Here is a 13,313-nt window from a genome sequence, read left to right as displayed (position 1 = left end):
GCCCCCGCTCGCTCAACCGCCCCCGCTCCCGGCCGATATGGGGGTTCGCCCCCATATGCCGGTGGCGGGCCCGGTGGCGTTCGACTGGCGCGTTCCCCTGGCGCTTCGAGAACCCCCAGGCAGCGCCCCCGCGGGGGTGGCGAAACCTGGCGTGTTCCCGCCCGACCTGCTCAAAGGCCACGGTCCGGGCGGCCTGGAAGGCGTTGGAAGCGCCGGGAGGCCGGCTGCGGCCAACCATTCCAGGCAAGATGAACAGCTCAGCGTATCGGTTGCGCTCCGGAGCGTGAACATGGTCACGCGGTGATTCCTTGCGAACACAAATCTCAGAAGGAGAGCATAAGGAAGCCACAGAGGACATGAAGAACCATCCGGCGGCGAAAAGAGAAGACGTGCGCACTACGTATTCACGCAGGTCCACCGCGACGTTCATCGCGGCAGCGGGGGCCGTTATCCTGCTGACCGCCGCACCTGTACCCGCGAATGCGTCCACCGAGGTGCCCGCGGCAGCCGCGGCGAGCGCGTCGAACCCCTGCAAGTCGCAGCACTACTCCAAGGTCGCCTATACCTTCTACATCGGCCCGAGCAAGATGCCTCTGCGCTGCGGAACGAAAACTTGGGGCTACAACCACATAGTTGAGCGTGGACGCTGGAGCACCAGCTTCAAGAACAAGATCAGTGACACACTCTTCAACGGCTACGAGAGGACCCCCGGGGTGTACTACCGATACAAGGTGGGCACTGGTTGCTCCTCGAAGCCGCCGAGGAAGAACTTCAAGGTGGTCGTCAACAAGGGCCCCCTTGGAGGGATGCCGGGCGGTCTGACGCCCCAGGGGGTCATCACGGCCACGGTGGAGTACACAACCCCGGCCGTGGCCGCAGCGTCAGCGAGTGCAGAGGCAAAGTGCTGAGAGGAGCCGTATGGCCACCCCGGAGCAAGTGAGGGAAGCGCTCGCCCAAAGGCTTTCAGGACTGCAGAGCGAGGGAGGAGGAACCTCTCTCGAAGTCCTCGAGGTGAAGGTGACGTCTGTCCTCCCCAAACTGCTTCTGGAAATCCAGGTCAGCGTCTCAGGGCAACTCTGGGAAGTCTCACTCGACTACCAGGGTTATGAAGCGAGTTTGGTGAGCGGAGACCTCTCCGAAGAGAGCCTGAATTACCTCGGGATGCTTGTGCGGACCCACCTGTTCGAGTGGTGGCACACAAAGGACACGGAGAAGTTCTCAGCGCGCATGGGGAAAAGGCTGGACTGAGAGAGTGAGGTCCATCTCCTCCGGATCGCTCGTCAGGATCTGTACATCTGCCACGGGCCACCTCTGGGCCGTGCGGGGGCGGCCGGCACTGACCGACAACGACCACGAGGGCACGGCCGGCGGCCGTGCCCTCGTGGCGTGTCTGCCCGGCTAGACCCACGTGTCCAGCCACATCCGCCCCCGCCAGGACCCGATGGGGACGGCCTGGCCGGTGTACAGGGGCCAGAAGTAGATGAAGTTCCAGATGATCAGGAGGACCAGGACGCCGGCGGCGGTCGCGCCGATCACTCGGCGGGTGTCGGTGGAATGCGGAGGGCCGATGATCGCGCCGACCAGCATGGCGACCGCGAGGCAGAGGAAGGGGACGAAGACGACCGCGTAGAACAGGAAGATCGTGCGCTCCTGGTACATGAACCAGGGGAGGTACCCGGCGGCGACGCCGCAGGCGATGGCGCCGGCGCGCCAGTCGCGGCGGAAGGCCCAGCGCCACAGGACGTAGAGGACCGCCGCGCAGCCCGCCCACCAGAGCATCGGGGTGCCGAGGGCGAGGACCTCGCGGGCGCACTTGTCGGTGGTGCCGATCGGGCAGCCGGCGGAGCCGGGGCCGGGGGACTCGTAGAAGAACGAGACCGGGCGGCCCAGCACGATCCAGCTCCACGGGTTGGACTGGTAGGTGTGCGGGGACGACAGGTGGACGTGGAAGTTGTAGACCTCGTGCTCGTAGTGCCACAGGCTGCGCAGCCAGTCCGGCAGGAAGGTCCAGGAGCCGCCCCGGCCGTCGGTCGCGGCCCAGTTGCGGAAGTAGCCGCCGGTGCCGTCGGTGGGGGAGAGGATCCAGCCGATCCAGGAGGCGGCGTACACCGCGATCGCCACCGGCACCGTCGCCAGGAAGGCGAACCCGGTGTCGTACTTCAGCACCGCCTCGTACGGGTGCCGGGCGCCGGCGACCTTGCGGGCGCCCACGTCCCACAACACCGCCATCAGGCAGAACGCGGCCAGGATGTACAGGCCGTTCCACTTGGTGCCGAAGGCCAGGCCCAGCATCACGCCCGCGCCCCAGCGCCAGGGGCGCCAGCCGAAGCGGAAGGTGTCGGCGACGCGGGCGTCGGGGCGGGCGATGCCGTCCGGGCCGACCGGGAGCGCGGCGGCGAGTCTCTCCCGCGCCCGGTCCCGGTCCACCACCAGGCAGCCGAAGGCGGCGACCACGAAGAACATCAGCACGCCGTCCAGCAGCGCGGTCCGGCTCATCACGAAGTGCAGGCCGTCCACCGCCATCAGCCCGCCCGCCAGGCAGCCGAGGAACGTCGAGCGGAACATCCGGCGGCCGATCCGGCACAGCAGCAGCACGCTCAGCGTGCCGAGCAGCGCGGTCATGAACCGCCAGCCGAACGGGTCGAACCCGAAGATCAGCTCGCCCAGGCCGATGACGTACTTGCCGACCGGCGGGTGCACCACGTACGCCGCGTCCGTGGGGACGGCTAGGTGGCCGTGGGTGGCGAGGACCGCGTCGTTGGCGTTCTTGTCCCAGTTGACCTCGAAGCCCCGGTGGACCAGCGCCCAGGCGTCCTTGGCGTAGTACGTCTCGTCGAATATCACCGCGCGCGGGCTGCCCAGGTGCCAGAACCGCAGCAGGCCCGCGAGCAGCGTCACCAGCAGCGGCCCGCCCCAGCCCGACCAGCGGGTGATCCGGTCCGCCAGGTGCGGCGGGCAGCCCAGCACCTGCCACACCCTCGGCGAGGGCTGCGCGTAGGGCGGCACGAGCCGGTCCCGTACGTCGGCCGCGGGGGCGCCCGCGGGAGGTACGTAGCCGAATCGGCGCAGCCGCCGCTGCCAGGAGGGCCGCTCGTCGTCGGGCGGCGCCTGGCCCTGCCGGAGGTCCGTGGAGGACGCGGTACTGGTCACCGCGCCATGGTAGGGAAACGTGCCGTGTGAGTCCCGTGCAAGCGCGGTACCGATTGGGACGCGATCGTTTTCCGTGCCGCCCGGCGCCCCTGGGAGGATGGTCGACGTGACTGGAACCCTTGTCCTCGCAGGTACCCCCATCGGCGACGTCGCGGACGCCCCGCCCCGGCTGTCCAAGGAGCTCGCGGAGGCCGACGTGATCGCCGCCGAGGACACCCGGCGGCTGCGCCGCCTCACCCAGGCCCTCGGCGTGACGCCGGGCGGCCGGGTGGTGTCGTACTTCGAGGGCAACGAGTCCGCGCGCACCCCCGAGCTGGTGGAGGAGCTGCGCGGGGGCGCCCGGGTGCTCCTCGTCACGGACGCGGGGATGCCGTCGGTCTCCGACCCCGGCTACCGGCTGGTCGCGGCCGCCGTCGAGCACGACATCAAGGTCACCGCCGTGCCGGGGCCGTCCGCCGTGCTCACCGCGCTCGCGCTGTCCGGGCTGCCGGTGGACCGGTTCTGCTTCGAGGGGTTCCTGCCGCGCAAGGCCGGCGAGCGGCTGTCCCGGCTGCGCGAGGTCGCCGGTGAGCGGCGCACCCTCGTCTACTTCGAGGCCCCGCACCGCCTGGACGACACCCTCGCCGCGATGGCCGAGGTCTTCGGCGCCGACCGCCGGGCCGCCGTCTGCCGCGAGCTGACCAAGACGTACGAGGAGGTCAAGCGCGGCCCCCTCGGCGATCTGGCCGCCTGGGCGGCCGAGGGCGTACGCGGCGAGATCACCGTCGTCGTCGAGGGCGCCCCCGAGTCCGGCCCCGAGGAACTCGACGCCGGTGAACTCGTCCGCCGCGTCCGCATCCGCGAGGACGCCGGCGAACGCCGCAAGGAGGCGATCGCGGCGGTCGCCGCCGAGGCCGGCCTCCCCAAGCGGGTCGTCTTCGACGCGGTGGTGGCGTCGAAGCGCTCGGCGGGCTGAGCGGGCCCCGCGCCCTTCGCGCAGCGCGTATGCCGGGGTGCGCCCCATGGGCGGGCAAACGGGGGGTCGCGTGGGCAAAGGGATCGGGGGCCCCGGCGGAGCGGTTCGGCAAGGACCGGCCAAGGGGGGTCCAACAGTCGACAGGTCGCGTGCGTTCGGGGCGGAGCGGGCGTCCACTGGTCGAAGGGGCGGGAACCGTCCCCCGCCTCCGTACCGGGGGCGCCAGTGGACCGCAGGAGCTGGGCATGAGTGAGGTCGCCGGGCAGATCGCCGCCGTTCACGAGTCGTACGCGTTCGCCTGCATGCGCTGCGGGCACGGCTGGGAGCAGTCGTACGCGATAGAGCACCACATCGACACCGAGGGCCACGAGTGCGTCCGGTACGTGGTCGACGGCGCCGTCGTGCCGTCCCCGCTGAGCCGGCCGGTGTGCGAGAACTGCGACGGGCACGTCGTACGGATCATGCGCGCCGGGCAGGTGTCCTCCGTACGCCGCCCGGCCCCGGCCCCGGCCCCGGAGCGGATGCCAGAGCCGGTGCCGGTGCCGGAGGCCCACCACTGGCACCTCTCCGACCTGCTGCATCCCTTCCAGCGCCGGGCGAGCTAGCGCGCCCCTTCCGTAGGATCGGGGCATGCCTTCGAACGCCGGTGACAAGAACGCGCCGCCCCCGCTCCCCGCACCCCTCGGCGTCGAGGTGGCCGACTCGCACACCCACCTCGACATGCAGTCCGGCACCGTCGAGGAGGGGCTGGCGAAGGCCGCGTCGGTCGGTGTGACCACGGTCGTGCAGGTCGGCTGCGACCTGGCGGGCTCCCGCTGGGCCGCCGAGACGGCCGCCGCGCACGAGCGCGTCCACGCGACGGTCGCGCTGCACCCGAACGAGGCACCGCGCATCGTGCACGGCGACCCCGACGGCTGGTCCCGGCAAGGGGCCAGGCAGCCGGGCGGGGACGCCGCGCTCGACGAGGCGCTCGCCGAGATCGACCGGCTCGCCGCGCTCCCGCAGGTCAAGGGCGTCGGCGAGACCGGCCTCGACTTCTTCCGCACCGGCCCCGAGGGCAAGGAGGCGCAGGAGCGGTCCTTCCGCGCCCACATCGAGATCGCCAAGCGGCACGGCAAGACCCTGGTCATCCACGACCGCGACGCCCACGCCGACGTGCTGCGCGTGCTGAAGGAGGAGGGCGCACCCGAGCGCACCGTCTTCCACTGCTACTCCGGCGACGCCGACATGGCCGGGATCTGCGCCCGCGAGGGCTACTACATGTCCTTCGCCGGCAACGTCACCTTCAAGAACGCCCAGAACCTCCGGGACGCCCTGGCCGTGGCCCCGCTGGAGCTGGTCCTGGTGGAGACCGACGCCCCCTTCCTCACCCCCGCGCCCTACCGGGGCCGCCCCAACGCCCCCTACCTGGTCCCGGTCACCGTGCGCGCCATGGCCGCCGTACGCGGCACCGACGAGGACACCCTCGCCGCCGCCCTCGGCGCCAACACCGCGCGCGCCTTCGGGTACTGAAGGCGGCCGGGTCTTCACTGAGGCGCCAGTTCGAGCCATGACCCTGAGTGGTCGCGTCGCTTTGGAGAGTGACGTCCGCTCCGCTAGGTTCTGGGGGCCCGATCGGCCAACGCCCCCTGGAGCGTGTCGGCGTGACCCAGCAGTACGAGCGGTACGGCCCCCACGGCACCCTCGGCGACGAACCGGCCGTGCCGTCGGTGCACAGCGCGCTGACCCTGCCGTACGGCGTCCGGCCCGACACCTACCGGCCCGCCTACGAGGCCGTACCACCGCCCCGCAGGGCACAGCAGGGTGCGAGACCGGCAGGGCGCGGACGGCGGGCCGCCGGACGGCCCGAGTCGCCGGTGCGCCGGCTGCTGCCCCAGGCGCTCGTCGTCGCGTTCCTCGCCGGCGGCACCGCCGCCTTCGTCGCCGAGGACAAGGCGGTCGAGCTGACCGTCGACGGCCGCCCGCGCACCCTGCACACCTTCGCCGACGACGTCACCGGCCTCCTCGCCGACGAGGGCGTCCGGGTTGGCCCGCACGACGTGGTCGCGCCCGCCCCCGGCACCCCGCTGGCCGACGGCGACGAGATCGCCGTACGCCACGGCCGCCCGGTCCGGCTCACCATCGACGGCGAGCGCCGCGTGGTGTGGACCACCGCCGACACGGTCGACGGCGCGCTCAGGCAGCTCGGGGTGCGGGCGGAGGGCGCGTACCTGTCCGCGTCCCGCTCGCTGCCCATCGGGCGCGCCGGACTCGCCCTGGACGTCCGTACCGAGCGCAGCGTCACCGTCATGGCCGACGGGCGCACCCGCACCCTGCGCACCAATGCGGCCACCGTCGCCGAGGCGCTGCGCGAGGCCGGGATCACCCTGCACGGCGAGGACACCACCTCCGTGCCCGGCACCTCCTTCCCGCGCGACGGGCAGACCGTCACCGTGCTGCGGATCACCGGCACCCGCGAGACGCGCGACGAGGAGATCCCGTACGCCGTCCGCCGCACCGAGGACCCCACGCTGCCCAAGGGCACCGAGGTCGTCGACCGGGCCGGACGGCCGGGGCTGCGGCGCACCACCTACCTGCTGCGCACCGTCAACGGCGTCCGGCAGCGCCCCCGCCGTGAGCACTCCGAGGTGGTCCGCGAGCCACTCCGGCAGCTCGTCCGGGTCGGTACCAAGGCCCGCCCGGCCACCGCCTCCGGCGCGGACGGCCTGAACTGGCACGCGCTGGCCGTCTGCGAGTCCGGCGGCCGGGCCGACGCCGTCGACCCCTCCGGCACCTACGGCGGGCTCTACCAGTTCGACACCGCCACCTGGCACCGCCTCGGCGGCAGCGGCCGGCCCGAGGACGCGCCGCCCGAGGAGCAGACCCGGCGCGCCAAGACCCTGTACCTGCGGCACGGCACCTCGCCCTGGCCGCACTGCGGGGCGCGGCTGCGCGGCTGAGCCGGGGCGGCGGCGCCCGTGCCGCCCCGTACCCTTGTCCCGTGAGCAGCCCCACCCCCGACGCCCTCCTCGGTCCCGCCGACATCCGCGAACTGGCGGCCGTGCTCGGCGTACGGCCGACCAAGCAGCGCGGCCAGAACTTCGTGATCGACGCCAACACGGTCCGCCGTATCGTGCGCACCGCCGGGGTGCGCCCCGACGACGTGGTGGTGGAGGTCGGGCCGGGACTCGGCTCCCTCACCCTGGCCCTGCTGGAGGCGGCCGACCGGGTCACCGCCGTCGAGATCGACGACGTGCTGGCCGCCGCGCTGCCCGCGACCGTCGCCGCCCGGATGCCCGACCGCGCCGACCGGTTCGCGCTGGTGCACTCCGACGCGATGCTCGTCGAGGAGCTGCCCGGCCCGCCGCCGACCGCGCTCGTCGCCAACCTGCCCTACAACGTCGCCGTCCCCGTGCTGCTGCACATGCTCGCCGCCTTCCCGAGCATCGAGCGCACCCTGGTGATGGTCCAGTCCGAGGTCGCCGACCGGCTCGCCGCCGCGCCCGGCTCCAAGGTGTACGGCGTGCCCTCGGTCAAGGCCAACTGGTACGCCGAGGTCAAGCGGGCCGGGGCGATCGGGCGGAACGTGTTCTGGCCCGCGCCGAACGTGGACAGCGGCCTGGTCTCGCTGGTCCGGCGCACCGAGCCGGTCAAGACGTCGGCCACCCGCGCGGAGGTCTTCGCCGTGGTCGACGCCGCCTTCGCCCAGCGCCGCAAGACCCTGCGTGCCGCGCTCGCCGGCTGGGCCGGGTCGGCCGCCGCCGCCGAGGCCGCGCTGGTCGCCGCCGGGGTCTCCCCGCAGGCGCGCGGCGAGGCGCTGACGGTCGAGGAGTTCGCGGCGATCGCCGAGCACAAGGGAGCGGGCGCGTGAGCGTCACGGTACGGGTCCCCGCCAAGGTCAACGTCCAGCTCGGCGTGGGCGCGGCCCGCCCCGACGGCTTCCACGACCTGGCCAACGTCTTCCTCGCGGTCGGCCTCCACGACGAGGTCACCGTGACCCCGGCCGACGAGCTCCGCGTCACCTGCTCCGGGCCGGACGCCGCGTCGGTCCCCCTGGACCGCACCAACCTAGCCGCCCGCGCCGCGCTCGCACTCGCCGAACGCCGGGGCATCGAGCCCGCCGTGCACCTCCACATCGCCAAGGACATCCCCGTCGCAGGCGGCATGGCCGGCGGCAGCGCGGACGGCGCGGGCGCGCTGGTGGCCTGCGACGCGCTGTGGGGCACGGGCGCCACGCGTGCCGAGCTGCTCGACATCTGCGCCGAGCTGGGCAGTGACGTCCCCTTCAGCCTGGTCGGCGGCGCGGCGCTCGGTACCGGGCGCGGCGAGAAGCTGGCTCCGCTGGAGGTCGGGGGCACCTTCCACTGGGTGTTCGCGATGGCGGGGCGGGGCCTGTCGACCCCGGCGGTGTTCCGCGAGTTCGACCGCCTGACGGAGGGCCACGCCGTCCCGGCCCCGGAGGCCGACCCGGCCCTCCTGACGGCCCTGGCGAAGGGCGACCCGGAGGCCCTGGCGGCAGCCCTCACCAACGACCTCCAGCCGGCCGCCCTCTCCCTCTACCCGGAGCTGGCAGCCACGCTGGAAACGGGCCGCACCGCGGGTGCCCTGGCCACCCTGGTCTCGGGCTCGGGCCCGACGACGGCCTTCCTGGTCCCGGACGCCCCCACGGCCACCCGGGTCGCCCAGGCCCTTGAGAACTCCGGCACCTGCCGCACCACCCGCACGGCCGCGGGCCCGGTACCGGGTGCGACGATCCTCTGAGCCTCAGAGACGGTCGATCTCCGTCAGGTCGATGTCGATCCCGTAGGGCGCGGTCAGCTTGACCTGCGCGTGGTGGATGCCGGTCAGGGCATACGTCCCGGTGGCCTGGCCGCGCTCGTACACCTGCACCACGGGGTGGTCGTCCTCGCCGGCCATCTCCACCAGCCAGAAGTGGGGAATGCCCGCCGCGGCATACTTGTGTGGCTTGGTGTCACGGTCCCGGGCCTCGGAGTCCGGGGAGACCACCTCCACGGCGAGCAGGACGTCGGCAGCCTCGAAACGCGACTGGCGGCGATCCGAGACGGACTCGGCGCGCACGACGCAGAGGTCCGGCTCGGGGGCGTTGCGCCGGTCGAGGACAACGGGGATCTCTCGTTTGACCTTCAGCTCCGACGGCACGGTCCGGCGCAAGCCCTGGATCAGCATGTCGATCGTGTCGGAGTGAAAGATCCGTTGAGGGGTCACGAAAACCAGGCTCCCGTCGATCAGCTCTGTGTGCGGCGGGAGATCCGGCAGTGTGAACAGGTCGTCCACGGTGTAGCCGTCCTTGGGCGGCACCGGCCAGTGCGGACGGTGCTCTACGGACTCGGCGGTCATGGTGCCTCCCATGGACGGAGATCCTGCTGCCTGGGGTCAACGGTAGCGGCCGAACGTCGATCACGTCATCACAAAGAGTGACCGCACCCGCGCGCCCCGCCTCCGACCCGGCAGGGCCTACGCTTGAAGGCTGATCGATCCCCCTGCACAGGAGTGAAATGGCCGTCAATCTGGTCAATGTCGAGAACGTCAGCAAGGTCTACGGCACGCGGGCCCTGCTGGACGGCGTCTCGCTCGGTGTGTCGGAAGGGGACCGGATCGGGGTCGTCGGGCGCAACGGCGACGGGAAGACCACGCTGATCCGGATGCTCGCCAAGGTCGAGGAGGCCGACAGCGGGCGGGTCACGCACTCCGGAGGGCTGCGGATCGGGGTGCTGACCCAGCACGACTCGCTGGACCCCGGGGCCACCGTCCGGCACGAGGTCATCGGTGACCTGGCCGACCACGAGTGGGCGGGCAACGCCAAGGTCAGGGACGTGCTCACCGGGCTGTTCGGCGGGCTGGACCTGCCGGGCTTCCCCAAGGGGCTGGACACCGTCATCGGCCCGCTGTCCGGCGGTGAGCGGCGCCGGATCGCGCTCGCCAAGCTGCTGATCGAGGAGCAGGACCTCCTCGTCCTGGACGAGCCCACCAACCACCTCGACGTCGAGGGCATCGCCTGGCTCGCCCGGCACCTGCGCGAGCGCCGGTCGGCACTCGTCTGCGTCACCCACGACCGCTGGTTCCTGGACCAGGTCTGCACCCGCATGTGGGACGTCCAGCGCGGCACGGTCTACGAGTACGAAGGCGGCTACTCCGACTACGTCTTCGCCCGTGCCGAGCGCGAGCGCATCGCCGCCACCGAGGAGACCAAGCGGCAGAACCTGGTCCGCAAGGAGCTGGCCTGGCTGCGCCGGGGCGCCCCCGCCCGCACCTCCAAGCCCCGCTTCCGCGTCGAGGCCGCCAACGAGCTGATCAAGGACGTACCGCCGCCCCGCGACAGCAGCGAGCTGATGAAGTTCGCCTCCTCCCGGCTCGGCAAGACGGTCTTCGACCTGGAGGACGTCAGTGTCACCGCCGGCCCCAAGGAACTGCTGAAGCACGTCACCTGGCAGCTCGGCCCCGGCGACCGCATCGGCCTGGTCGGTGTCAACGGCGCCGGCAAGACCTCCCTGCTGCGGGCCATGGCCGAGGCCGCCCGCTCCGGCGGCGAGGAGCAGCCGGCGGGCGGCAAGGTCAACGTCGGCAGGACCGTCAAGCTCGCCTACCTCTCCCAGGAGGTCGCCGAACTCGACCCCGACTGGCGGGTGCTGGAGGCCGTGCAGCGGGTCCGCGAGCGCGTCGACCTCGGCAAGGGCCGCGAGATGACGGCGGGCCAGCTCTGCGAGACGTTCGGCTTCACCAAGGAGAAGCAGTGGACGCCGGTCGGCGACCTCTCCGGCGGTGAGCGCCGCAGGCTCCAGCTGCTGCGCCTGCTCATGGACGAGCCCAACGTCCTCTTCCTCGACGAGCCCACCAACGACCTGGACATCGAGACCCTGACCCAGCTGGAGGACGTCCTCGACGGCTGGCCCGGCTCGATGGTCGTCATCTCCCACGACCGGTTCTTCGTCGAGCGCACCACCGACAAGGTGTACGCCCTCCTCGGCGACGGCGCCCTGCGCATGCTGCCGCGAGGCATCGACGAGTACCTGGAGCGCCGGCTGCGCATGGAGGAGGCCGTCGCCCAGCGCTCGGCCGCCGCCGCGCCCGCCCCGGCCGCCACGGAGAAGAGCGCCGCCGACCAGCGGGCCGCGAAGAAGGAACTCCAGAAGATCGAGCGGCAGTTGGACAAGATCTCCGACAAGGAGTCCAAGCTGCACACCCGGATCGCGGACCACGCCACCGACTTCGCCAAGGTCGCCGAACTCGACGCGGAACTGCGCGAACTCGCCGGCGAGCGCGAGGAACTGGAGCTGCGCTGGCTGGAGCTGGCGGAGGACGCGTAGGGCGTACGGCGGAATCCGGCCATACCGGCGGGTCCGTAACGGCCGCATCACGGGGTGGTTCGTCCTTGGGCACAGGGGTCCACACGGGCCCCTGTGCCGTCACCGGTCGGTGATAGAAAGGCGGTTCGTAGGCTAAAAATCAGTGAACGAGGGGGAGCAGCGCTGATGAGCCAGCCGCCGCCCGGTCAGCCGCCGCACGGCGGCTTCGGCCCGCCGCAGAACCAGCCACCGCAGGGCCAGCCGCAGGGGGGCTTCGGCGCTCCGCAACAGCCGCCGCCGCAAGGCGGGTTCGGCGCTCCCCAGCAGCCCGGCTACGGTTACCCCCAGCAGCCCCCCGGCCCGTACGCCCAGCCCGGTCCCTACGGCCAGGCTCCCGGTCCGTACGGCCAGACCCCCGGCCCCTACGGGCAGGTCCCCTACGGCACCCACCCGCACCCCGGTGCCCCCGGCAAGCCGCCCGGCGGCAAGAAGCGCACCGCGCTGATAGCCGGGGCGGTGGCCGTCGCGCTGCTGCTCGTAGGCGGCACCGTGTACGCCGTCACCAGTGGCGGTGGGGACGACGACAAGCCCGTCGCCCACCCCAGCGGCGACACCCGGCACTCCGCCACCGCGTCCCCCTCCGCCGACACCGGCGACGGCGAGGGCGACGGCCGCGCGGACGCCGAGGACCTCAACGCGGGCCGCAAGCCCGGCGAGGCGAAGGTCCTCTGGTACAAGTCCGCCCCCGACGCCCCCGGCAACGGCGCGGACGCGCCCGGCCTCTGGGTCACCGAGAAGACCGCGGTGAAGGCCGCCTACAAGGAGGTCGTCGGCTTCCGCGTCGCGGACGGCACGCCCGCCTGGGCCCCGATCACCCTGCCGCACGAGGTCTGCGCGGTCACCAAGCGCGCCGGCGCCGACGGCAGGATCGTCGTCGCGTACATGAACGGCACCACCGACCGCGCCAAGTGCAACCAGCTCCAGCAGATCGACCTGGACACCGGCAAGAAGGGCTGGCACGCCCAGGTCGCCGACGGCTCCGCCCTGTTCGACAGCACCCGCAGCATCGAGCTGACGCTGGCCGGCCGGACCCTGATGGTCGGCCGCGACATGTCGGGCACCGCGTACGACGCGGCCACCGGCAAGAAGAGGTACGACCTCAAGAAGTACGGCACGGACTGCTACCCGGCCGGATACGCCGGTGACGGCGGACGCCTGGTCCAGGTGGCCTCCTGCGGGGCGGGCGGTGCCAAGGAGCGCGACGAGATCCGCGAACTGGACCCGGCCACCGGCAAGGCGAAGTGGACCCGCGTCGTCACCAAGGGCTGGCGGGCCGAGCGCGTCTTCTCCCTGAACCCGCTGGTCGTCTACCTGACCAACCGCGACAAGAAGGCGTGGAACATCTCCACCCTCGACAGCCGTGGCCGCTTCACCTCCGAGGTCAAGGTCGACAAGAAGTTCGCCCCCGGCTGCGGCTTCCTCTCCCTGGACCGCGGCCTGCAGAACTGCCAGGCCGTCGCGGTGGACGCCAGGACCCTGTACCTGCCCACCGAGTCCACCACCGGCGCGAACGAGATCATCGCCATCGGCCTCGCCGACGGCAAGGAGAAGTGGCGGGTGAAGTCCCCGCTCGCCCGCCCGATGGCCCCGGTCGGACTCCAGGGCGGCAATCTCATCGCCTACGCCGACGCGGCCTACACCCAGGGCGGCCGGGTGCTGTCCATCCCGACCGGCCCCGGCGCGCACCGGCCCACCACGCTGCTCCGGAACCCGGACGGCGCGGCGAAGATCGAGAACGGTTTCTTCGACGCCACCACGGTCTGGTCCGGCGGCCGCTTCTTCATCGCCACCAACCGGCTGAGCGGCCAGGACGACTCCGAGGAGAAGCTGATGATGGCCTACGGCAAGTAGCCCACGCCCTCCTC

At 72.2% G+C, this 13,313-nt stretch carries 12 protein-coding genes; 10 read left to right on the top strand and 2 right to left on the bottom strand.

From position 1 onward, the window contains the following. Positions 1–356 precede the first annotated feature (356 nt). Both CCN33_RS08550 and CCN33_RS08545 read left to right on the top strand, forming a co-directional pair. Complete coding sequence (locus CCN33_RS08550) at positions 357–908, top strand: hypothetical protein (RefSeq protein WP_086692825.1); 552 nt, start codon at positions 357–359, stop codon at positions 906–908. 10 nt (positions 909–918) lie between these two features. Beyond that, positions 919–1,248, top strand: coding sequence for a hypothetical protein (locus tag CCN33_RS08545; RefSeq protein ID WP_086692823.1), 330 nt, complete (start codon positions 919–921; stop codon positions 1,246–1,248). Positions 1,249–1,398: 150 nt separating this feature from the next. Here the strand turns inward: CCN33_RS08545 and CCN33_RS08540 are convergent, their stop codons facing one another. Next, a complete protein-coding gene (locus tag CCN33_RS08540; RefSeq protein WP_167387797.1) occupies positions 1,399–3,150 on the bottom strand; it encodes a dolichyl-phosphate-mannose--protein mannosyltransferase in 1,752 nt (583 codons plus the stop codon). Between the two features lie 106 nt (positions 3,151–3,256). On the opposite strand from CCN33_RS08540, the gene rsmI reads away from it, so the two are divergent. From rsmI to CCN33_RS08510, 6 genes are all read left to right on the top strand, one after another. After that, positions 3,257–4,105 (top strand): 16S rRNA (cytidine(1402)-2'-O)-methyltransferase, encoded by an 849-nt coding sequence (rsmI, locus tag CCN33_RS08535; RefSeq protein ID WP_086692821.1) that lies wholly within the window; start codon positions 3,257–3,259, stop codon positions 4,103–4,105. Positions 4,106–4,350: 245 nt separating this feature from the next. Continuing rightward, positions 4,351–4,710 (top strand): hypothetical protein, encoded by a 360-nt coding sequence (locus CCN33_RS08530; RefSeq protein ID WP_086692819.1) that lies wholly within the window; start codon positions 4,351–4,353, stop codon positions 4,708–4,710. A 25-nt stretch (positions 4,711–4,735) separates the two neighbouring features. Next, positions 4,736–5,617 carry a TatD family hydrolase gene (locus CCN33_RS08525; protein WP_086692817.1) on the top strand — a complete coding sequence of 294 codons (882 nt, stop codon included), beginning with the start codon at positions 4,736–4,738 and terminating at the stop codon, positions 5,615–5,617. A gap of 131 nt (positions 5,618–5,748) precedes the next feature. Beyond that, entirely contained in the window at positions 5,749–7,044 is a 1,296-nt protein-coding gene (locus CCN33_RS08520) for a resuscitation-promoting factor (RefSeq protein ID WP_086692815.1), read from the top strand. A gap of 41 nt (positions 7,045–7,085) precedes the next feature. Beyond that, complete coding sequence (gene rsmA, locus CCN33_RS08515; RefSeq protein ID WP_086692813.1) at positions 7,086–7,955, top strand: 16S rRNA (adenine(1518)-N(6)/adenine(1519)-N(6))-dimethyltransferase RsmA; 870 nt, start codon at positions 7,086–7,088, stop codon at positions 7,953–7,955. Continuing rightward, positions 7,952–8,845 carry a 4-(cytidine 5'-diphospho)-2-C-methyl-D-erythritol kinase gene (locus CCN33_RS08510; protein ID WP_086692811.1) on the top strand — a complete coding sequence of 298 codons (894 nt, stop codon included), beginning with the start codon at positions 7,952–7,954 and terminating at the stop codon, positions 8,843–8,845. Before rsmA ends, CCN33_RS08510 begins: the two co-directional genes overlap by 4 nt. Positions 8,846–8,848: 3 nt before the next feature. Here CCN33_RS08510 and CCN33_RS08505 read toward each other — a convergent pair whose 3' ends face one another. Further along, positions 8,849–9,442, bottom strand: a complete 594-nt coding sequence (locus tag CCN33_RS08505; RefSeq protein ID WP_086692827.1) for a Uma2 family endonuclease — start codon at positions 9,440–9,442, stop codon at positions 8,849–8,851. A 158-nt stretch (positions 9,443–9,600) separates the two neighbouring features. Between CCN33_RS08505 and CCN33_RS08500 the strand changes: the two genes are divergently transcribed. Beyond that, entirely contained in the window at positions 9,601–11,409 is a 1,809-nt protein-coding gene (locus tag CCN33_RS08500; RefSeq protein WP_086692808.1) for an ABC-F family ATP-binding cassette domain-containing protein, read from the top strand. Positions 11,410–11,574: 165 nt separating this feature from the next. Continuing rightward, on the top strand, positions 11,575–13,299 hold the full coding sequence (locus CCN33_RS08495) for an outer membrane protein assembly factor BamB family protein (RefSeq protein ID WP_086692806.1): 1,725 nt from the start codon (positions 11,575–11,577) through the stop codon (positions 13,297–13,299). The last annotated feature ends 14 nt before the right edge of the window (positions 13,300–13,313 follow it).

The sequence above is a fragment of the Streptomyces recifensis genome, assembly GCF_002154615.1.
GTDB classification, from domain to species: Bacteria; Actinomycetota; Actinomycetes; order Streptomycetales; family Streptomycetaceae; genus Streptomyces; species Streptomyces griseoluteus.
Note: the sequence above shows the minus strand (reverse complement) of the source record. Positions and strands in the feature narration are given on the sequence as shown.

Coding starts and splice junctions, on each gene's coding strand:
- CCN33_RS08505 (WP_086692827.1), bottom strand. CDS start 9,442: ATGACCGCCGAGTCCGTAGAGCACCGTCCGCACTGGCCGGTGCCGCCC.
- CCN33_RS08530 (WP_086692819.1), top strand. CDS start 4,351: ATGAGTGAGGTCGCCGGGCAGATCGCCGCCGTTCACGAGTCGTACGCG.
- CCN33_RS08550 (WP_086692825.1), top strand. CDS start 357: ATGAAGAACCATCCGGCGGCGAAAAGAGAAGACGTGCGCACTACGTAT.
- CCN33_RS08525 (WP_086692817.1), top strand. CDS start 4,736: ATGCCTTCGAACGCCGGTGACAAGAACGCGCCGCCCCCGCTCCCCGCA.
- CCN33_RS08500 (WP_086692808.1), top strand. CDS start 9,601: ATGGCCGTCAATCTGGTCAATGTCGAGAACGTCAGCAAGGTCTACGGC.
- CCN33_RS08545 (WP_086692823.1), top strand. CDS start 919: ATGGCCACCCCGGAGCAAGTGAGGGAAGCGCTCGCCCAAAGGCTTTCA.
- CCN33_RS08495 (WP_086692806.1), top strand. CDS start 11,575: ATGAGCCAGCCGCCGCCCGGTCAGCCGCCGCACGGCGGCTTCGGCCCG.